Raw genomic sequence first — 20,907 nt, forward strand, 5'->3', positions numbered from 1 at the left:
CATCGTCACCCAGGGTCGACATGACAGTCATTGCTGGGCGGTCGGCAACTCCGACGCGAGATTGCGTCCTGCGTCTCGGCCGCGCAGCATGACCGCCGACGGGCCGCGACCGACCGATGGGGTGACTCGCGCGCGACAGCAGGCGCAGGGCCGTCATGTCCGCAGTGACACCCCATCGACGGCCTCCCCCGGGCCGTAGGAGTTGCCTCGTCATGACTCGAACCAGACTCTCCCTCGTCACCACCGCCCTGCTGTCGATTTTCCTGGGCGCATGCAGCCCCGAGCCGCAGCCGGGTGAGGGGGGCACGGAGGCGATGACCTCCGAGAGCGCGCTGTCCCAGGACACGGCCGAGCAGGACCCGAGCCTCGTCGCATGTACCGCCACGGCGGTCTGCGGCACCTGCACCACGCTGAATTGCACGGGGACGACCACGTGTTCTGGGGCGAATGGACCCACGGGCTTCGCCACCTGTGATGGCGTCACCCAGGCTTGTCGGACGTGCTCGTTCGGCGGGGTGACCTACAACGACGGACAGCGTGTCCCGTCTTCCATCACCATTGGCTGCTCCGCGAAGCTCAACGGCCGGTGTCTGGGTGGCCCCTTCGCTGGCCGGGCCTGCGTGTCCAGCGGACAGTGCGGCGCCGAGTGCTGCAACGGCACCTGGCAGTAACGCATCGGGCGCGTGAGGGCGTCTTCCATGTGCCCTCGGTCTTCACGGCGACAGGGTACTGCCCTGTCGTCGTGCGGCAGACGACTGTCTGACAATGCCCTCTGTCAGACAGGGATGCCAGCATCCGCCGACATGGACGCTGCCCATGATGGACTGAGGTGAAGCATGCGTGCCGGTCTCTGGCTGCTGTGCCTTGCCATCCTTCTGATGGGTTGTTCGGGAGTCGAGTCGTCAGCAGGTCGACGTCGTACCTCCGTGCTTCGACAGCACGATGCTCGGTCAGGGGAGGTTCTTCGCGACGATACCGAAACCGCGCGCGCGTCTTCGTCGGCCGGAATCCGGAGCGCGCCAGGAGAGCGCGTCGACACGTTCGAGGCGCTGCTGAGGAACGCCGGGCTCGAGGAGCAGGACGACCGGCCCATCCCCGGCAACACTCTCACGCCAGCGCAGGCGGCGCGGCTGCTCGCGACGCTTCTGCGCAAGCCTGTCACTCTTGGGACCTTTCCTTCGCGAATGGTGGTGGGCCACCTGCTGCGTGAAGTTATCGAGCGAGGGCCGGTGGCGCCCGCCGAGTTACAGCGGCGCGTTGGACGCTTCCGTCAGATAGCGGTGCTCCGTCCGGATGGATGCCTGGCGTGGGCGCTCACAGGGCGGGCGCAACAACGCATCGGTGAGGTCGCATGGGAAGATGGGGCGTTCCGGGCGCGTCACTTCGAACTGGGACGCTTCTATGTCAGCAACGGCTTCGTCTTCCGGCTCGCGGACGAGCGACTGGAGCCCATCGACAGCGCCGTGTTCGTCGAGGTGTACGACGACGCGGACTATCTCGGTCGCGCGCTGGATGGAGCGGAGTCCGCGTTCCTGAAGCTGGCGCTCTCGGTGGGGCAGTTGCTCACCCATCCGCTCGACAGCCTCGCCGAGCTGAAGAACCTGCCCTCCGGAGTGGCCGCGCTCATCACCGCGTCTCCCGCCTACTTCGAGCGCTTCCGGCACATGACTCGCGGAGAGCAGGTCCGCGCCGCCGCTGAGCTGGCGACCAACCTCCTCGTCACGGCGGGGACGGCCTCGGCCACGACTCGCTCGGTGACGGGAGCCCTGGCGGGCGCCGAAGCACACGCTCCGGTGCTGTCCCTGTCAGCGCAGGGGGCGCTCCGAGTGGAGCGTCTCGCGGTGCCCATCGGCCGTGCAGCCACCGTTGTAGGCGGCGGGCCTGGCGCGGCCATCGTGCTTCATCGGGTCAACTCCGCGACCATGCAACCGTCGGGTGGTCCTGGACCGGGACAGTGGGGCCCCGCGAAGGAGTCCATGTCCCCCCGCGCTCGCCGCTACCAGGAACAGATCTCCGGTCACTCGGCGGACGAGGCATACTGGGTCGGTGGCGTGAAGTTCGATGGCTTCGAACAGGGCGTGTTGCTGGAGGCGAAGGGACCGGGCTATGCGAACAAGTTCCTCGACGACCTCAAGCCGAAGGTCTGGTTCGAAGGGTCGGGCGCCAAGGCGCTCGTCGACCAGGCGAATCGTCAGCGCGCCGTCGCAAGAGGGGCGCCCATTCGATGGCACATCGCGGAGGAGAGAACCACCGAGGCCATCCGGAAGTTGTTCGATGCCAACGATGTCGAGGGAATCGAAGTCATCTTCACGCCTCCTCTTCCCTGAGGAACATTGAGCCGTGACCGAGAGCTACTACGCAGGAGTCTATTGGGGAGCCAGGAAGGAGTCGGCGGAGGAGTGCGCGCTTCGACTCCAAGTCCTTCTCGACCGGCTTCCAGCCGTAGACTCCTCGCTCGCGCACTGGTTCCAACAAGGCAAGTCACGCGCCGAAGCACTGAAGCGCCCACTGCTTCCTCAGTTGGCGGAGCTGGAGCCTTTCGTCCGCCGGAGCAAGGACCGGGTCGTCGACGAGCTGGGATTCAGCATCGCAGGGTGGAATGGCGCCAGTGATGACGACGAGACCACCAGCTTCCTCATCGCATGTGGCGGCTCCTCTGAATGGGTCGGAAACCGGTGTGTCTACACGCTGCCCAGTAGGGGCCCGAGCTTGGAGCGGCTCCTGTCGGAACCCGCGCTCTCAGCGCTCCTGCGACATACAGCTGACGCCTGGGAGCCGGATTGGGGCGTGGCGATTTCGGAGCAACACCGAGACCTGCAGAAGCCACACCGTCCCAAGGGGACTCCTTACGTGGGCTGGGTCACCTATCTCGCACGGCATCGGGGCACGGTGCCGCCCCTTCCCTCTCCGGTGCGCGTCGAAGCCGTGGGCGACAAGGGCACGCTCATCATCCTCACCCCCGAACGCTTCACGGTGCGCAACCCGGAACACGTGGCCTTGGCGGAGCAAGTGCGAGCGCTGTTGGACCAGGCAGGGCTGCTGAAGCCACTCAGCGGCCACCCCTGAGTCTCACCGCCTGCGCCACCGCGCGTCGCCCGCCTCCGCGGTGAGCAGGATGAGCGTCGCCGTAATCGCGGACTCCACGTCCGGTGGGTCTCCCGTCAGCGCGTCCCGGTACAGGAAGAACTGTCCCACCCGGACGATGACGTTCGACAGCGCATCCAGGTTCATCGCCGGTCGGATGAGCTTGTCCCTCACGCCCTCCTCCAACGCCCTGCGGATGCTCGCCGCGCAGCGCTCCTCCACCCGGCTGCTCTTCGACATCAGCACGCGCATCGCGTACTCGGAGTCCTGCTGGATGAAGCGCCTGAGCGGCGCGTCCTCCACAATCAGCTGGATGAGCCGCTCGGTGACGTTCGCCAGGTACGCCGCGCCCTCGCCCTGGAACTCGCCCCTCGCCGCCGTCAACGCCGCGTCGAACCGGGCCGAGAGCACCTCCCCGTAGAGCAGCTCGCGCGTCCCCGCCCACCGGAACACCGTCGCCCGACTGACGCCCAGCTCCTGCGCCATCCTGCCGATGTCGAACCGCTCCCCCTCGCTCCACCACCGCATCGCCAACGCGAACAAATCCCTCGGCGTCGCCCGCGAGGGCGCCTCCAGCCGCTTCGACAACGGCGTCACCCGCACCCGCGCCTTCTCGCGCGAGGCCGGACGCGTCGTCCTCGACGGCGCCCCCTTCGCGCTCCGCCGCACGGGCTTCGCCCCCGTCCGCTTCATGTCGCCGCGCTCAGCATCTTCCGGCGCCGCCGCTTCATCCCCGCCACCAACACGCGCTGGTACAGCGTGGGCAACAGCCGCTGCATGAAGTCGATGAGCACCGCGTCCCCGCCGATGAGCTGACGACGCCGGTTCTTGTGGATGGCCGTGACGATGTCCTCCGCCGCGCGCTCCGGCGTCGTGGCGAACGCCTTCTCGAAGTCACTCGACGAGCGCTCATCCGTCCACCCCCGCCGCACCGTCACCCTCGCGTTGCGCGCGATGTTCGTCTTGATGCCCCCAGGGTGCACACACGTGACGCCGATGCTCCCCCCCTCCACCTCCAGCTCCTGCCGCAGCGCCTCCGTGAACCCCTTCACCGCGAACTTCGCCGCGTTGTACGCCGCCTGCGTCGGCACCCCGATGAGCCCGAACACACTCGACACGTTGACGATGTGCCCCGCGTCCACCGCCTTCAGGTGCGGCAGGAACGCCTTCGTGCCGTACACCACGCCCCAGAAGTTGATGTTCATCAACCACTCGAAGTCCTCGTACCGCGTGTCCTCGATGGTCGCCCCCAGCGCCACCCCCGCGTTGTTGATGACGATGTGCACCGCGCCGAACTCCCGCGCCACCTCGTCCGCCCACGCGTGCACCTCTTCGCGCTTCGCCACGTCCACCCGGTCCACCCGCACGCGCACCCCGTGCTCCCGGCACTTCGCCTCCGTCTCCGCCAGGCCCTGCGGATTCACGTCCGACAGCGCCAGGTGACAGCCCCGCTTCGCCAGCAACACCGCCGTGGCCCGGCCGATGCCCGAGCCCGCGCCCGTGATTGCCGCGACCTTGTCCTTCACCGTCTTCATGTGCTGGCTCCGTTTCGCGCCCGGCTCGGCTCCACCTCGTCGAGCATCCGGCGCAGCAACCGCGCGACCTCCACCGTCGCCTCCCGACAGGCCCGACTCAGCCCCGACATGTTCGCGAACGCATGCACCAGCGAGTCGAAGCGGCGCAGCGTCGTCGGCGTCCCCGCCTCCCGCAGCGCCGTCGCGTACGCCTCCGCCTCGTCCCGCAGCGGGTCGAACCCCGCCGTGACGATGAGCGCCGGTGGCGCCCCCGCCAGCGACTTCTCCTGACGCGGAGAGACCCGGGGGTCCGCCAGCGGCGTCGTGCTGCCCATCATGTACTGCGCCTGGTACCACTCGACATCCACGCGCGTGAGGAAGAACCCCTCCGCGAAGTGCGACAGCGAGCCCCAGTCCCGGGTGCGGTCCATCGTCGGGTACAACAGGAACTGGAGCGCCGGCTTGCGCGTGCCCTCGCGCACCGTGTGCTGCGCGACGACGGCCGCCAGGTTCCCACCCGCGCTGTCACCTCCCACCGCCACCCGCTCCGGGTCCGCGCCCAGCGACGCCGCGTGCTCCAGCGCCCACTCGAACGCGGCAATCGCGTCCTCCACCGCCGAGGGGAACGGATGCTCGGGCGCCAGCCGGTAGTCGATGGAGAGCACGTGCACGCCCGCGTGGTGACACAGCCGCCGGCACGGCGAGTCATGCGTGTCCAAATCCCCCATCACGAACCCACCGCCATGGAAGAACACCAGCAGCGGCCGCCCCCGTGAGTCCCCGGGCGGGACATAGTGCCGTGCCCGCAGCGGGCCCTGCTTCGTCTCGAGCACCCGCGACGTCACCGACGCCACCGGCTCCAGCACCCCCGAGTGCATCAGCGCCTCGCGCCGCAGCCGGTTCCGCGACTCGGCGAGAGGCAGCTCCGACTTCCGGGGCACGCCCTTGCGCTCCCGCAGCGAGAGCAGCAGCTGCACCTCGGGGTGCAGGCGCAGCCCGTCAATCACCACCGGCGGCTTGCCGGACAAGCGCACCAGCATCGGCGGCGGCAGGCGGAACAGCGCGCTCGCGACCTTGAACTCCAGGCGCTCCAGGAGGGTGAGCTTCGTGTCATCAGCCATGTGCCAGCTTCCGGTGACGAGTCCCCGCCGTCGCGCTCGAACGCCCGTGCCGGGCGATGGCCACGTACTCCGACGGCTCGAAGGCGGAGACTCGATGGTGGTAGGAGAACGTGAAGCCGGGCCACAGCGTGGAGTTGCGCCCGGTGGCATCCAGATACCAGCTCACGCACCCGCCCGTGAGCCAGACCGTCCGCGCCATCCGCGTGTCGACGTCCTGGATGAACGCCTCCTGCGCGTCGGCCGTGGGCTCCACCGCCGCGAGCCCTCGCCCCTCCAGGTAGCGCAGCGCGCTGAGCACATGCGCGAACTGGGCCTCCATCATCAGGATGACGGACGTGTGCCCCAGCCCCGTGTTGGGCCCCAGCAACATGAAGAAGTTGGGGAAGCCGCTCACCGACGTGCCCAGGTGCGCCTTCATGCTCCCCGCCCACGTCTCGGTCAGCGAGCGCCCATCCCGTCCCCGGATGTGCCGCGCGAAGGCGGGCTCCGTGATTTGGAAGCCCGTGCCGAAGATGAGCGCGTCCACCGGGTGCTCCGCGCCCGTCGTGGTGACGACGGAGTGCTCGCGCACCTCCTGGAGGCCCTCCGTGACGACCTCGACATTGTCCCGGGTCAGCGCCGGGAAGTAGTCGTCCGAGACGAGCACGCGCTTGCAGCCCATCGTGTAGCCGGGCGTGAGCTTCGCGCGCAGCACCGGGTCCTTCACCGAGTCGCGCAGGTGCCGCTTCGCCCCTCGCTGGGCAAGCCGGATGATCCACAGGTGCATGAAGGCCAGCGCGGACAGCTCCTTCACCGCGTAGATGCCCAGGCGCGTCAGCCACCGCGCCCCGGGGACTCGCGCATACAGCCACTGTCTCCATGCGGCGATGGGACGGTCCTCGCGCGGCAGAATCCACGGCGGCGTGCGCTGGAACAGGACCAGCCGCGACACCTTCGGCTGGATGACCGGGACGAACTGGATGGCGGACGCGCCCGTGCCCACCACCGCCACCCGGCGCCCCTCCAGCGCGTAGCTCGAATCCCACCGGGCCGAGTGCATCACCTTGCCCTGGAAGCGCTCCAACCCCGGCAGCGTGGGCACCACGGGCTCGCTGAACGCGCCCGCCGCGAAGATGAACACGTCCGCGGTGAACAGCCCCTGGGACGTCTGGAGGCGCCAGTGCTGCGCGGCCTCGTCCCAGGAGGCCTCCTCCACGGTGTGGTGGAAGCGCACGTGCGGCAGCACCCCGAAGCGCTCCGCGCAGTCACGCAGGTACGCGTGAATCTCCGGCTGCGATGAGTACGCCCGCGACCAACGCGGGTTGGGCGCGAAGGAGAACGAGTACAGGTGCGAGGGCACGTCACACGCGCAGCCCGGGTACACGTTGTCCCGCCAGACGCCGCCCACGTCCCCCGCCCGCTCCAGGATGACGAAGTCCTCCATCCCCTCCTGCTTCAGACGGATGGCCATGCCCAGGCCACCAAAGCCGCTGCCAGCGATGGCCACGTGGAAGTGTCGGACCCGAGCCAGGGACATCACCAACCTCCGCTCCAGGAAACCCGCCCGTCGCCCACCCCACCCGCGCTACGGATTCCCACCATGGCGCGTCATGAGTCACTTCGCAACCTTGACTCATTTCCGACAAGGCCGTCGCTCGCGAGGGCCCGCCAGTGGGGACGTCAGTGGTTCAGGTGCTCGACGAGCGTCTTGAGGCCGATGCCGATGAGCACCACGCCTCCGAGCAGTTCGATGCTGGTGCCGAAACGCTCACCCAGCCGCTTGCCCGCCCACGCGCCCAGGACGGACAGCACGAAGGTGAGCACGCCGATGAGGCCGGTGGAGAGGATGACGCCCAGCTCCAGCGCGGGCAGCGTCACGCCGACGGCGAGCGCGTCGATGCTGGTGGCCACCCCCAGCGTCATCAGCATGGGCAGCTTGATGCCCGTCGACGCGGCGCGCTCCTCCTCGTCGTGGGCGAACGCCTCGTAGATCATGTGCCCGCCCACCAGGGCGAGCAGCCCGAAGGCAATCCAGTGGTCCACCGCCGCGAAACGCGTGAGGATGACCTTGCCCCCGAGCGCGCCGGCCAGGGACATGCCGAACTGGAACAGGCCGAACGTCACCGCCAGCTTCAGGATGTCTGGCGGACGCGCCCCGCGGATGGCCATGCCTCCGGAGACGGCGGTGGCGTCCATCGCCACCCCGAGCGCGAGCAGGAACAGGGTCATCTCCGGCTATTCCTTCTCGATGTCCCGGTCCCATAGCTGGACGCGGGTGTTCTCATCGGTCAGCCGGCGGGTGAGCTCCGCCGCGATGGCCACCGAGCGGTGCTTGCCACCCGTGCACCCCAGCGCCACCGTGAGGTACGCCTTCCCCTCCTTCTGGTAGCGGGGGAACAGGAAGCGGCAGAGGTCCACCACCTTCTCGAGGAACTGCTGCGCCTCGTCGCGGTCCAGCACGTACGCGGCCACCTTCGGCACCTTGCCCGTCAGCCCCTTCATCTCCGGGACGAAGTACGGGTTGGGCAAGAAGCGCACGTCCAGCACCAGGTCCGCCTGCGGCGGCACGCCGTAGCGGTAGCCGAACGACATCACCGACAGGCTGGGGCCCGCGGCGGGCTCCGGGCTGAAGCGCGCCTGCACCATGCGCTTCAGGTCGTGGACGTTGAGCACCGACGAGTCGATGACCTGGTCCGCGATTTCGCGCAAATCCCTCAGCGCCTCGCGCTCCGCCTTGATGCCGTCGGCGACGGTGCCGTTGGGGGCGAGAGGATGGCGGCGGCGCGTCTCGCTGAAGCGACGGATGAGGCTGTCGTCGCTCGAGTCGAGGAAGAGCACCTCCACGTGGTGGCCGGCGCGACGCACCTCGTCGAGCATGCGCGGGGCCTCCTTGAGGAAGACGCCCTCGCGCACGTCCACCACCAGCGCCATGCGCTCGATGTTGCCACCGCCCGCCAGCTCCGTGAGCTTGGGCAACAGCACCACCGGCAGGTTGTCGATGCAGAAGAACCCCGCGTCCTCCAACGCCCGGATGGCGGTGGACTTGCCGGAGCCGGACATGCCGGTGATGACGACCAACTGTTTCGCGGGCGCGGTCACTCGACCTCTTCTCCCAGGGTGCGGCGCATCGCCCCTTCGGCGATGGCCCGGTTGAGCCGCTCGGCGAACTCCCGCGCCGAGTGGTGGCCCTGATGCTTCAACAACTGGTTGCGGGCGGCCACCTCGATGATGGTCGCCATGTTACGGCCAGGACGCACGGGTACCACCGACAGCGGGATGTCCACACCCACAATCTGCAGGTGCTTGTCCTCCACTCCCAGCCGGTCGTACTCCTGATGGGGGTCCCATTCCTGCAGCTCGATGACGAGCTCAATCTTCTTCTGCTCGCGGACCGCCGCCACGCCGAACAGGTCCTTGATGTTGATGATGCCCAAGCCCCGGATTTCCATGTGGTGCTTGATGACCGGATTACCCGCCCCATAGACGGCGCCCTTGCGGCGGGTGACGTCGACGATGTCATCGGCCACCAGACGGTGGGCGCGCATCACCAGGTCCAGGGCAATCTCGCTCTTGCCGATGCCGCTCTTGCCCAGGAGCAGGATGCCCACGCCGAAGACGTCCATCAGCACGCCGTGCAGGCTGCTGGACTCGGTGAGGGCCTCCTCCAGGAAGGACTGCACCCGGGTGATGAAGTCGCTGGAGAGCAGCGGCGTCTTCATCAGGGCCAGGCCCCCCGCCTCGCAGGCGGTGACCAGCACGGGGGGAATCTCCAGTTCCTTGGTGACGACGACGCAGGCCAGGTCCTCCTCCTCGAAGAGCTTGGAGAGGGCCTCGCGCTGCCGTGACTCGGGGAGGGTGGCCAGGTACGAAATCTCGGTGTTGCCGAACACCTGGACGCGGCGGGGGTGGAGGTGCTCGGTGAACCCCGCCAGCGCCAGCCCCGGCTTCTGGATGCGCGGCGAGTCCACCGTCCTCGTCAGGCCCGCCGCACCCGCGACGAGCGTCAGCCGCAGGTCGTAGTCGTGGTCCTCGATGAGCTGGGAGATGCGGATGGATTTCATCGTCGGGGCCTGGAATATCACCGGTGGGACCTTTTGAGTCGAAGTGCCCACGGGGGGTGTCATCCCCCACCTCCACCGCCGAACGCCCACCCGACCACCGGCCTGCCGTCCCGGGGGGCCGGGGCCACCGCTTGGCGCCTCAACAATGCGCGCCATGACCATTTCCCGGCGTCCGGCGGGTTGGTAAGCCCCGGCCATGTCCGACTGCCTCTTCTGCAAGATTCGAGACGGCCTCATCCCGGCCAAAGTGGTCTACAAGGACGACGTCTGCCTGGCGTTCAAGGACATCAACCCTCAGGCGCCCACGCACGTCCTGTTCATCCCCCACAAGCACATCCCGACGGTGAACGACATCGCGGCGGAGGACGAGGCCACGGTGGGCCACCTCTTCACCGCGGCGGCGAAGCTGGCCAAGCAGCTGGGCCACGACGCCAACGGCTACCGGCTGGTGATGAACACGAACGGCGATGCGGGGCAGACGGTGTTCCACATCCACCTGCACCTCCTGGCTGGCCGCTCGCTCACCTGGCCTCCGGGGTGAGGCGAAGCGGTGGGGCCCACCGGTTGCTAGTGTCTGTCCCGTGAGGCGCGAGGGGTGCGCCGGCGATGCCCTTCTCCACGGAATCGACTCCCGCGAATCGTCGTGCCTACACGGTGCTGGCCCTGCTGCTCGCGGCGGTGGCGGGCACGGTGAACGCGACGGGCTTCGTGGCGCTCGGCGTGCATACGTCCCACATGTCCGGGAACATGGCGTCCCTGGGCGAGTCGCTCGCGCTGGGGGACGGCGCGCTGGCGTTCCGGGCCGCCCAGGTGCTGCTGGCCTTCGTGGTCGGCGCGGTGTGCGCGGCGGCGCTGCTGGATGCGTCCCGACGGCGCGAGCGGGGTCGGCACGTGGCCGCGCTCGCGGTGGAGGTGGTGACGCTGGCGGGCATCGGCGTGGCGCTCGACGCGGCGCCGGGTGCGCGTGCGCCGGTGCTGCTGTGGGCGCTGGCGTTCGCGATGGGGCTGCAGAACGCGCTCGTCACGCGCGTGTCCGGCGCGGTGGTGCGCACGACGCATGTCACCGGCATCCTCACGGACATCGGCATCCAGCTGGTGCAGATGTTCGCGTGGGTGCGGGATGGCTCGCGCGGCCAGGGGGTGACGGGGGTGCTCAGGCGCCTGCGCGCCCTGCCCTCGGCCATCGAGTTCGAGCGCACGCGGCTGCACCTGGGACTGGGGTTGTCGTTCCTGCTGGGGTGCACCGGCGGGCCGTTGCTCTACCTGCGCCACGGGCCCGCGGCGCTGGGGCTGCCGTGTGTGGTGCTGCTGCTGCTCATCGGGCTGGACTTGAGCCCGGCCGCGGCGCGCGGGGCGCCGCGAGGCTCCACGTCACGGGCGTGACCTCACGGGGACGCGGGCTGGGCCAGGGGCTGGGTGGGCGGCGGGCCCGAGGAGGCCTCCACGTCCAGGACGCGCGAGTCGGGGCCGCCCTGGCGCAGCACGCGCAGCACGCTGCTGCGGTCATCGGTCCAGGTGAAGTCCGGCTCGCCGCGCAGGCCAAGGCGCCGCACGCGCGCGGTGGCGCGGGTGAAGGTGGGCCCCCAGGAGAACTCGCGGTCCGGGCTCAGCAGCATCCAGTTGCTGCGCAGGGCGTCGTCCTTCGTCTCGTGGAAGACGAACGTCGCGTGCATGCCCAGCTTGCGCGCGTGCGCCAGCGCCACCGGCACCAGGTCCAGGTGCACGTTGCTGATGTGCATCGCCAGCACGCCGTGGGGGGCCAGGTGCTGCTTGTAGAGGGCCACCGCCTCCTCGGTGAGCAGGTGCACGGGCACCGCGTCCGAGGAGAAGACGTCCAGGGACAGCACGTCGAAGCCCTGCGGCTCGCCGCGCTCCAGCTCCTGCTCCAGGGAGATTCTCGCGTCGCCCTCCACCATCGTCGCGGTGGCCGGTGAGTCCGCGAGGAAGCTGAAGAAGCCGCCCTTGCCCTGGGCCAGCTCGATGACCGCCGGGTTGATTTCGTAGTAGCGGCCCCGGTCGCCCTTCTCGAGCAGCGCCGCGCTGGTGCCCACGCCCAGGCCGAGCACACCCACGTGCAGGCCAGGGGGCAGTCCCACCGCCTCGCGCAGTCGACGCTGCTCGGCGATGGCCAGGCCCAGTCCGGCCTCGCGCGTGTAATAGGTCGTGGGCCGCGAGCGGTTCTCCGGTGAGGCGAGCTGCCAGCCGTGGGTGACGGCGCCGTGGCGCAGGCCGAAGAGGTGGAGCGCCGGGTCCTCCGCGTTCTGCTCCATCACGCGCACCACGCCGAAGAAGTTGCGCTCGCTGAACCGGGCCCGCTCCAGGTCCTGGCTCATCGAGAGGAACAGGTTCGTCGTCACCATCATGAGCATCGCGCCGCGCAGCATCCGGCTCACGCGCCGGCCGCGCGCCTCGTCCGGGGGCGCCTTCGCCAGGCCCAACAGCGCCACGAGGCAGCAGCCGCCCAGCGAGAGCGGATACTCCCAGTAGGCGCGGAAGAAGTTCGTGGCCACGCCGCTGACGAACAGCGCGCCCAGCACACCGCCCGCGGAGACCCACAGGTAGAAGGCGCTCAGGTGCCGAGGCGCGGGGCGCAGCCGGAACAGCTCACCGTGGCACACCATGCAACCGGCGAAGAGTGACGCGGCGTAGGCCAGCAGCAGCAGCGGCAGCGGGAAGTGTGGGCCCGCCGCGTGCGCGTGCGCCGCCGCGGCGCCCGAGGCGATGAGCAGCACCGAGTACAGCGTGCGCGAGTAGAAGGACTCGCGCGAGAAGGCGAGGATGAAGGTGAGCAGGTAGACGGCGAGCGGCAGCACCCAGAGGAACGGGCCCGCGGCCACGTCCTGCGAGAGCTGGTTCGTCGTGGCGAGCAGCAGCACGGAGGCGCAGGTGGACAGCCCCAGCCACTCCAGCGTGTTCCTCAGGCCGGGCTTCGACGGGTGCTCCATCACAGGGGCGTCCGGCGCGCCACCTCGCGCCTCCTGCTTCATCGCCGCGAAGGCGGCCGCGTGCGCGGCCTCGGCGTCCGTGGCGTGCCCGGCGGTCCCCCCGCGCGAAGCGCCTCCGGCGAGAGCCTCGCTCGCATCGACGCCCGAAACCGTTCCCGTCGCTCGAGGCTCCGCGCCCGCCACGGGCGAGGCCTTCGCATCGACGCCCGAAACCGTTCCGCCAACCCCTACCGTCGCTCGCGGCTCCGCGCCCGCCACGGGCGAGGCATTCGCATCGACGCCCGAGACCACTCTGCCAGCGCCCGCCGCGACGTGTGGCTCGGCTTCGCGCGAGCCTCCCATGAGCGCGGCATTCGCATCGGAGCCCAAGCCCCCTGCTGCGCCAGCACCCACCGCGAGCCGTGACGCCGCGTCCGCCGCCACGTGCGTCACCGTGACGCCGAGTTGTCCCTCGACGGGAGCCGCCGCCGAGCGCTCATGGCGCAGCACATCCACCGCGCACACCGCGCAGGCCACCGCGAAGAGGACGAAGCCCACGCCCCAGCCCCACGCCTGCGCGCCCCGCCCCACCCAGGGCTCCACCAGGAACGGATAGCCCAGCAGCGCGAGCAGCGAGCCCACGTTCGACAGCGCATACAGCACGTACGGCGAGCGCCCCGGCCGCGCCCTCGCGAACCAGGACTGGAGCAGCGGCCCCGTGGTGCTCAGCACGAAGAACGGCAGGCCGATGGTGACCGCCAGCATCGCCAGCAGTCGCGGCACCGCCAGGTCCGTGCCCACCGGGCGCCACTCGGGCCCCGGCGCCACCGGCGAGCCCACCCACAGCGCCCTCACCCCCAACACGGCCACCGCCAATGCCAGCACCCCCAGGTGCACCTTCGCCTGCAGGCGCGGCGTCAGCCGGGAGGCCAGCCCGTGCGAGTACGCGTAGCCGCCCAGGAGCGCCGCCTGGAAGAAGAGCATGCACGCCGTCCACACACCGGGCGTCCCGCCGTACCAGGGCAGCGCATAGCGCCCCGCCAGGGGCTGCACCCCGAACAACAGGAAGGCGCTCGTGAAGATGGCGACGGAGTATCGAAGCATGGAGACCCTGGGAGACGTACGTCAGACAGCCGGCGCCGCGGCGGGAGGATGGCGCCGGGAGCGCAGCGCGCGCGACCCAGCGGCGAAGAGGGACAGCGCCAACGCGAGCAACACCACCGCCACCACCCCGTTCACCCGCGACGCCGCCGAGCTCGCCGGCGACAGCGCCTCGCGCACCAGGAGCACCAGGCTGGTGAGCGTGACAGCCCCCACGAACATCATGGGCACCAACGCATACACATAGGGCCGGCCCGTGCTCTTGAGCCACACGCAGACCCCGAGCAGCGACAGCGACGCCAGCAGCTGGTTCGACGTGCCGAACAACGTCCAGAACGAGCGCCACGCTCCCGAGCCCGCCAGCAGCACGAAGGCCAGCGGCACTCCACACGTCACCGCGGTGGCCACCATCGCCGCGCCCTTGCCCTTCTTCCCCGACAGCTCCTGGAGGATGTAGCGCCCCAGCCGCGTGGACACGTCCAGCGTGTCGAACACGAAGGTGGAGAAGGCCATGGCCCCGAAGGTCGTCGCGATGACGAGGTACTCCTTGCCCAGCACCGTGACGATGAAGCGCCCCAGCCCCGCGCCATACACCGCGCCCGGCGCCTTGCCCGTCAGCTCCGCCTTGGTGGCGACCATCACCGTCGCCAGCGCGATGACCGCCACGAAGCCCTCCAGCAACATCGCCCCGTAGCCCACCGGCTTGCAGTGCGGCTCCTTGTCGATCTGCTTCGACGTGGTGCCCGAGCACACCAGCCCGTGGAACCCCGAGCACGCGCCGCACGCGATGGTGACGAAGAGGAACGGGAACAGCGCGCCGCCGGGCCCCGGGACGTTGAAGCCCGAGAAGGCGGGCTGCTGGATGGACAGCTCCCCGCTCAGCCCGCCGTAGAAGATGCCCACCACGCCCACCGCCAGCGCGGCGTACAGCACGAAGCCGCCCAGGTAGCCGCGCGGCTGCAGCAGCACCCAGACGGGCGTGAGCGACGCGACGAAGCAGTACGCCAGGATGAGCGCGGACCAGCCTCGCGCATCCAGCACCAGCAGCGTGGACATGCGCGTGCCCAGGTACACCACGCCCAGCGTCGCCGGCACGAAGATGAGCGTCTGCAGCCACAGGGGCGGCTTGAGCCAGCGGTCCACCAGCCCCATCACCACCGCCAGCAGCAGGTACGCGATGGACGCGAACGCCACCGCGCCGCCCGGGTTGAAGCGGAAGGTGAGCCCCTCCAGCTCCGCGTCGCCGCTGACGAACGTGGCCGCCGTCGCGTCCGTGAAGGCGACGATGACGTAGACGAGCGCCACCCAGATGAAGGCCAGCATCGCCAGCCCCGCGGTGGGCCCCAGGTGGCTGCGCACCACCTCCGCGATGGAGACCGCGCCGTGGCGGATGCTCGCCACCAGCGTGGCGAAGTCATGCATCGCCCCGATGAACACCGAGCCCACCGCAATCCACAAGAGCGCCGGCAACCAACCGAACTGCTGCGCCGCCAGGATGGGCCCGGCGATGGGCCCGGCCGCGGCAATCGCGCTGAAGTGCTGGCCCAACAGGTAGAAGGGCCTGGTCGGAACGAAGTCCACGCCGTCGCTCTTCGCGTGCGCGGGCGTCACCGCTCCAGAATCCAGGCGGAACTGCCGGGCGATGAAGCCTCCGTAGAAGCGATAGCCCAGCGCCAGCACCACCAGGAACACTCCAGCAATCAGGGGGAGGCTCATGCCGCGAGGCTTTCCCGACCCGGACTTCCGGTCAACACCCTGGCTCCTGGAAGTCCGAGGACGACGGCAACGGCGTCACGGGTCGCCTGACGCCAGCTTGCCTTGGACCTGCTTCCTGAAGTTCCTCACCGTCTTCAAGAGCTCGGGGTTGGACTCCCCTTGGGCGGCGGCGACTTCTTCATCCAGGTCGTCCCGCTTCTGGCAGAGGAACCCCAGGTTGTCGCAGGACCGGAGGGCCTCGAGCTTCTTGAACTCGGCGTTCGCCGCCTTCCACTCGCGTGCCAGCTCGGTCTGCGGGCCCGCGCCCTTGATGATGCGCACGCGATTGGTGTTGGCGCGCTTCGGCGCGGGGGCCTTCGGAGCCGGCTTCCCCAGGGGCGCCAGCAATGAGCCGTCATCGTCCTCGGCGCTCTTCGGCGCGGTGGCCGCCTCGGCCTCGGGAGGCGCGGACGGCGGGCTGTCCACCGCCGCGGGATTGTCAGCCGGGGCCTGCTCGCCAGGGGCCGCCGCCTCCACGGGGGCCTGCTCCGCCACCACGGCGCCCGGCTTGGGCTCCGCGGCGCCGTCCCCAGGGGCCTTCGAGGCCTTCGCGCCTGGAGCCACGGGGCTCGGAGCCGGAGCTCCCTCGGGCCCCTTGGCGACGAGGCCGAGCTGCCCGAGCTGGTTCATCACCATTCCCCGGACCTGGGGGTCCGACAGGAGGAACGCCGCTCCCGCCGTCAGCGCACCCAAGCCGCCCAGCACCACCACCCACGTCAGCGCGGAGCTGCGCTTGCCGCGCTTGGGCACGGTGGTCTTGCGCGTGTCCTCCGACGGGCGACGGACGGGGACGTTGGGCCGCGAGGGCACCGACGTGCGCCGCGTCTCCTCGTGCGAGGCCATGGACACGCGCACGTCCGCGTCCTCTTCCTCCTCCTCGGGCACGGCGACGACCACGGGACGGCTGACACCCGTGCGTCGCCCCGGCGCGGGCGCCATGCCCGGAGAGGACGGCCTCACACGGCGCGAGCCCGTCTTCGGACGCGAGACACCCGAGCGCTCCTCGTCGTCGCGCGCGACGCCCTCCGCGTCACGCAGGAGGCTCTCGTCCAGGACGACGCGAGGCTGGGTGTCCTCGTGGACGGCGGCGCGGGCCTGCATGTCCGCCACGCGTGGACCCCGAGGGTCCGTGTCCGCGTCCCGAGGCGCGCGCGGGTGCGTGTCCTCGTAGCGCTCCGCTCGCCCGGGCCGCGACGCCCGGGGGTTCGTGTCCATCTCCTCCAGGCGCTCCGACGGCTCGCCGTGTCCCATCTGCTCGGGCGTGAGCACCGGCAGCTCGCCGTCCGCGTCACCGCCCGAAGACTCGAGATAGGAGACCACCACGCCCGGCTCGCCCACCTTCGCGCCCGAGCGCGACGGCACACCGGGGTTCGACGTCAACGCGGCGCCCTGCACCGGCAACGCGCCCGAGCGCGACGGCACGCCGGGGTTCGACGTCAGCGCCGCGTCGGGCATCGACATCGCACCCGAGCGCGACGGCACGCCGGGGTTCGACGTCAGGGAGCCACCGCGCGCGGACGCGGCGGCCGGAGGCATGGTCATCGCGCCCGAGCGCGACGGAGAACCTGGGGGCGGCGCGGCGGTGGCTGCCCCAGGTCCTGGCCGCGTCGTCACACCCGACGCGGGCTGCTCACCCGCGAAGGGCACCGAGGCCCCAGGTCCTGGCCGCGTCGTCACACCGGACGCGGGCTGCTCACCCGCGAAGGGCATCGCGGCCCCAGGTCCAGGCCGCGTCGTCACACCCGAAGCCGGCGCCTCGGAAGGCACGCTGACAGCGGGCATCACCATCACCCCGGAGCGCGCCGGAGACGCCGGTGCCGGCGCGCCAGGAGGCACGAGCGCCTGCCGCTGGGGCATCACCGCCGCGGGAGGCGGTGTGACGGGAGGCGGAGGAGGACGCGGGTTCCCACCGCTGAACGTGGGGGGCCGGGACGCCGCGCCACGCGGGTCCTCACCGAAGGGACGCAGCGGCTCCGCGCGGGGGTCGGTGGCGTCGTAGGGGCTCCCCTGCCCGTCCGCAGGACCGACGACCGCGCCCACGGGCAGCAGCTCCAGCTCCGTGGGCCGCGTGTCCGGGCGCGAAGGTGGCGGTGGCGGCGCGGGCGGAATCGCCTCCGCTGGCATGGTCGTGAGCGGGACCTCGCGCGTCTGCGACGGCGGCCGAGGCGCGGGCGCGACGGCGGGCGGCGGCGCGGGCGGGCGGGCGGGCGCCTCGGGCGCCACCTCCACGGACAGGGAGGGCGACGTGTCCGGATTCAGCCGGGCCGCCCGCACCCGAGCCTCCTCCTCCAGCGCCTCCAGCGGGAAGGCGGGCCGGGTGGACTCGTCCATCGGGATGCCCGGACGCGTCTCCCCGTCATCCACGGGCCCACCATCGCGACTGCGCCGCGTCGGATGGAAGGACAGCGCCTCCACCGGCCCATCCAGGCGGATGGTCTTCGCCGGCAACATCGCCCCCGCGGGCGGCGACGGACGCGGCGCGGCCCCCTCCTCCGAGGGCTCCGGAGCCGCGGCGCGCGCCTCGGCGTAGCCACCGCGCGGCACGTCCTTGAGGCTCGCAAGCAGCCGGCGCTCGGACTGGAAGTCCGCGGTGAACAGCTCGCGCATGAAGCGGCTGACGCTCTCCGGCCCCGCGCTGGGGTCGATCTCCATCAGGCACGCCTGCAGCCGGCCGCGGAACTCCTCCGCCGTCTGGAAGCGCTGCGCCGGGTCCACCTCCAGCGCCTTGGCCACCAGCGCCGTCACCGAGCGCGGCGTGAGCGGCTCCACCTCGTCCAGCGGCGCCACCTTCGGGTTGGCCACCACGGACATCAGCTCGCCGGGGTGGATGCCGTCGAAGGGGTTCTTCCCACAGATGAGCTCGTAGAGCGTCAGGCCCACCGCGTACAGGTCCGCGCGCCGGTCCACCGGCTGGTGCCGGGCCTGCTCCGGGGACATGTAGAGGAACTTGCCCAGGATGATGCTCGGGTTCGTCTTCGCCGCCGACAGCCGGCTCTTGGCCAGCCCGAAGTCGATGACCTTCACCTCCCCCTCGTAGGAGATGAGGATGTTCTGCGGCGAGATGTCCCGGTGGACCAGCTTCAGGTCCTCCCCGTCGTCGTCCTTCTTGCGGTGCGCGTACGCCAGCGCGTCCAGCACCCGGCCCATGACGTAGAGGATGAACGTCAGCGGCAGCGGAACCTGCCTGTCCCCCACCCGGGCGGCCACCTTGCGCAGGTCCTTGCCGTCCACGTGCTCGAGGGCCATGTAGGCCTCGCCCTCGTGCAGCCCCATGTCCAGCACCTGGGCGATGGAGCCGTGGCTCAGGCGGACGAGCGTGCGCGCCTCACCCACGAAGCGCTCGACGAAGTCGGTGTCCTCGGCGAGCTGCGGGAGGATCTTCTTGATGACGCAGAGCTTCTCGAAGCCCTGCGCGCCCTCCAGCCTCGCGAGATAGATTTCACCCATGCCGCCCGTCGCCAGATGGGACAGGAGGGTGTACCGGCCAAAGGGCTGGGGCCGGAACGGGCGCAGCCGGGCGGAGGGGTTATGAGCGTTCATGGGGGCGGGGGTCCACCACTCGGGCGCCCATTGAACCCTGGCTTGCCCTGGTCCATCAACCCGTCAACCTGCCGCAGGGGGTTTCACCGCAGGCCGGGGTTGGTCAACACCCCGACGTCCTCGTCGAGGACCTCGAAGGCGGCCACCTTCTCCTTGGGGGGGCGCACCAGCCGCTCCCCCAGGGGCATCACGTCGAAGCGGGCCGCCACGGCCGCCAGCACCTTACCGGAAATCAACACCTGCCCGGGGTTGCCCGTCGCCGCCAGCCAGGTGGCCACGGACATGCCCTCGCCCACGGCGGTGTAGTCGGGGCGGACCTCGTTGCCGATCATCCCCACCAGGGCGCGCGTGGTGTGCAGGGCCATCCGGAGCGAGCAGCGCTCGTCCAGGGGACGGCGGCTCATCGCCCGCTCCCAGTCCGAGCGCAGGGCCAAGGCCGCCCGCACCGCCCGCACGGAGTCCTCGCCCTTCACGTACGGCACGCCGAACAGGGCCCGCATGGACTCACCGATGAAGGACTCCACGGTGGCCTCGAAGCTGAACACGATGCCGGTGGCGCGCGAGTGGAAGTCGCTCAGCAGGCTGGTCGCCTTGGCCCCGCCGATGCGCGACGCCAGCGCGGGGAAGCCCACCAGCTCCACGTGCAGCACGGTGAGGGTGCGCTCCTCCAGGCCCGGCAGGCGGCCGCCCTGGCGCTGGGCCTCGGTGGCGCGGCGCTCGGCGACGTCGGGCGGGTGGAAGCGCTCCAGCGAGCGGCGCAGTCGCTCCTGCGTGGCGCCGCCGTCGCGCGGGGAGAACTTCTGCACGCCGGTGGCCACCAGGTGAGCCACCGCCGAGCACGCGTCCAGCATGGGCTCCAGCCCGTCGCCCTTGGCGGAGGTGTTGACGTAGAGCACGCCCTGGTACGGGGCCTCGGAGCCGATGGGGATGCACAGCACGCTGGCCACGCCGTAGAGGATGACGCTCTCGCGCGCGGCGAAGCGGCGGTCGTCGCGCACGTCGCCCACCGCGAGCGCGCGGCCCTGGCGCAGCGCCTCGTCGACGATGGCGTCGGACACCGGCACCTCGCCCTTGGCCAGCCGTCCCCGGTGGCGCACCGCCGCGGGGACGAGCGCGCCCGTGGGGTGCTTGAGCAGCACCACCGCCGTGGTGGCGTCGGTGCGCTCCAGCAGCCGGTCCATCGTCAGGTCCAGGAAGGTGGACAGCGTGGTGGCGGTGGAGAGCGCCTCCGCGGTGCGGAACATCAGCACCAGCGTCTCCTGCGCCACGCGGGGGCTGGCCGGGGGGACGAACGAGGCCTGCTGGTTGAAGTCCTCGAAGGGCACCGGCCCCACGTTGTCGAGCAGGCGCAGCACGTCCGCGTCGCGCACGCTCTTGGCGAGCAGGACCGAGGGCCCCACGTCCTGTCCGTGGCCGAAGCGCACGACGCCGCCGGCGCCCAGGTCCACCATCTCCGTGGCGGCGTTCTCCACGGTGTTGGGCTGGCGCACCGCGAGCGTGTTCTCGCCCAGCGCCACGGAGTCGCCGGGGGACAGCTGCCGGGAGCCCTGCAGGGGCGCGCCGTTGACGCGGCTGCCGTTGCGGCTGCCCAGGTCCTCGATGCGCAGGATGTCCGCCTCCACGTAGAGGCGCGCGTGCCGGCGCGAGACCAGGTCTCCGCCCAGCACGATGTCGTTCTCGTCGGCGCGGCCCAGGCTCGTCACGCCCTCGGGCAAGTCATAGGACGTGTCGAAGTAGCCGGGCCCGTTGATGATGATCTGCCACATCGAATCCCCGACATTACACGACTCTCTCTCAACGTAAGAGAGGGAGACCTGTGCCCCGGAGG

At 70.6% G+C, this 20,907-nt stretch carries 16 protein-coding genes; 5 read left to right on the forward strand and 11 right to left on the reverse strand.

Features of this window, described 5'->3' with window-relative positions:
- The first annotated feature begins 212 nt into the window (after nucleotides 1–212).
- From K8625_RS10915 to K8625_RS44415, 3 genes are all read left to right on the forward strand, one after another.
- Nucleotides 213–671 (forward strand): hypothetical protein, encoded by a 459-nt coding sequence (locus K8625_RS10915; protein ID WP_223782674.1) that lies wholly within the window; start codon nucleotides 213–215, stop codon nucleotides 669–671.
- 513 nt (nucleotides 672–1,184) lie between these two features.
- Entirely contained in the window at nucleotides 1,185–2,327 is a 1,143-nt protein-coding gene (locus K8625_RS10920) for a Tox-REase-5 domain-containing protein (protein ID WP_223782675.1), read from the forward strand.
- A gap of 13 nt (nucleotides 2,328–2,340) precedes the next feature.
- A complete protein-coding gene (locus K8625_RS44415; protein WP_223782676.1) occupies nucleotides 2,341–3,066 on the forward strand; it encodes an immunity 52 family protein in 726 nt (241 codons plus the stop codon).
- 3 nt (nucleotides 3,067–3,069) lie between these two features.
- Here the strand turns inward: K8625_RS44415 and K8625_RS10930 are convergent, their stop codons facing one another.
- The 7 genes from K8625_RS10930 to hprK form a co-directional block, all read right to left on the reverse strand.
- Nucleotides 3,070–3,777 carry a QsdR family transcriptional regulator gene (locus K8625_RS10930; RefSeq protein ID WP_223782677.1) on the reverse strand — a complete coding sequence of 236 codons (708 nt, stop codon included), beginning with the start codon at nucleotides 3,775–3,777 and terminating at the stop codon, nucleotides 3,070–3,072.
- Entirely contained in the window at nucleotides 3,774–4,619 is an 846-nt protein-coding gene (locus tag K8625_RS10935) for an SDR family oxidoreductase (RefSeq protein ID WP_141328636.1), read from the reverse strand. Before K8625_RS10935 ends, K8625_RS10930 begins: the two co-directional genes overlap by 4 nt.
- Nucleotides 4,616–5,719 (reverse strand): alpha/beta hydrolase, encoded by a 1,104-nt coding sequence (locus K8625_RS10940; RefSeq protein ID WP_223782678.1) that lies wholly within the window; start codon nucleotides 5,717–5,719, stop codon nucleotides 4,616–4,618. Before K8625_RS10940 ends, K8625_RS10935 begins: the two co-directional genes overlap by 4 nt.
- Nucleotides 5,712–7,235, reverse strand: coding sequence for an NAD(P)/FAD-dependent oxidoreductase (locus K8625_RS10945; RefSeq protein ID WP_223782679.1), 1,524 nt, complete (start codon nucleotides 7,233–7,235; stop codon nucleotides 5,712–5,714). The genes K8625_RS10940 and K8625_RS10945 overlap by 8 nt, the downstream gene beginning before the upstream one ends.
- Nucleotides 7,236–7,378: 143 nt before the next feature.
- Nucleotides 7,379–7,927 carry a manganese efflux pump MntP family protein gene (locus K8625_RS10950; RefSeq protein WP_223782680.1) on the reverse strand — a complete coding sequence of 183 codons (549 nt, stop codon included), beginning with the start codon at nucleotides 7,925–7,927 and terminating at the stop codon, nucleotides 7,379–7,381.
- A 6-nt stretch (nucleotides 7,928–7,933) separates the two neighbouring features.
- Nucleotides 7,934–8,797 carry an RNase adapter RapZ gene (rapZ, locus tag K8625_RS10955; protein ID WP_141332937.1) on the reverse strand — a complete coding sequence of 288 codons (864 nt, stop codon included), beginning with the start codon at nucleotides 8,795–8,797 and terminating at the stop codon, nucleotides 7,934–7,936.
- Nucleotides 8,794–9,759, reverse strand: coding sequence for an HPr(Ser) kinase/phosphatase (gene hprK, locus K8625_RS10960; RefSeq protein WP_046716385.1), 966 nt, complete (start codon nucleotides 9,757–9,759; stop codon nucleotides 8,794–8,796). Before hprK ends, rapZ begins: the two co-directional genes overlap by 4 nt.
- Nucleotides 9,760–9,955: 196 nt before the next feature.
- Here hprK and K8625_RS10965 point away from each other — a divergent pair, with 196 nt between their 5' ends.
- A complete protein-coding gene (locus K8625_RS10965) occupies nucleotides 9,956–10,300 on the forward strand; it encodes a histidine triad nucleotide-binding protein (RefSeq protein WP_223782681.1) in 345 nt (114 codons plus the stop codon).
- Nucleotides 10,301–10,365: 65 nt separating this feature from the next.
- Nucleotides 10,366–11,142 (forward strand): YoaK family protein, encoded by a 777-nt coding sequence (locus tag K8625_RS10970; RefSeq protein ID WP_223746952.1) that lies wholly within the window; start codon nucleotides 10,366–10,368, stop codon nucleotides 11,140–11,142.
- 2 nt (nucleotides 11,143–11,144) lie between these two features.
- On the opposite strand, the gene K8625_RS10975 is transcribed toward K8625_RS10970, so the two are convergent.
- The 4 genes from K8625_RS10975 to K8625_RS10990 form a co-directional block, all read right to left on the reverse strand.
- The gene (locus tag K8625_RS10975; protein WP_223782682.1) at nucleotides 11,145–13,787 is read right to left on the reverse strand and encodes a fused MFS/spermidine synthase; all 2,643 of its coding nucleotides are present in this window, start codon (nucleotides 13,785–13,787) and stop codon (nucleotides 11,145–11,147) included.
- Between the two features lie 21 nt (nucleotides 13,788–13,808).
- Complete coding sequence (locus tag K8625_RS10980; RefSeq protein WP_223746950.1) at nucleotides 13,809–15,500, reverse strand: carbon starvation protein A; 1,692 nt, start codon at nucleotides 15,498–15,500, stop codon at nucleotides 13,809–13,811.
- A gap of 75 nt (nucleotides 15,501–15,575) precedes the next feature.
- Complete coding sequence (locus K8625_RS10985) at nucleotides 15,576–19,079, reverse strand: serine/threonine-protein kinase (RefSeq protein WP_223782683.1); 3,504 nt, start codon at nucleotides 19,077–19,079, stop codon at nucleotides 15,576–15,578.
- A gap of 83 nt (nucleotides 19,080–19,162) precedes the next feature.
- Complete coding sequence (locus K8625_RS10990; protein WP_223746948.1) at nucleotides 19,163–20,845, reverse strand: FHA domain-containing protein; 1,683 nt, start codon at nucleotides 20,843–20,845, stop codon at nucleotides 19,163–19,165.
- Nucleotides 20,846–20,907 lie beyond the last annotated feature (62 nt).

This window comes from Myxococcus sp. AS-1-15, assembly GCF_020037055.1.
Lineage (GTDB): Bacteria > Myxococcota > Myxococcia > Myxococcales > Myxococcaceae > Myxococcus > Myxococcus fulvus.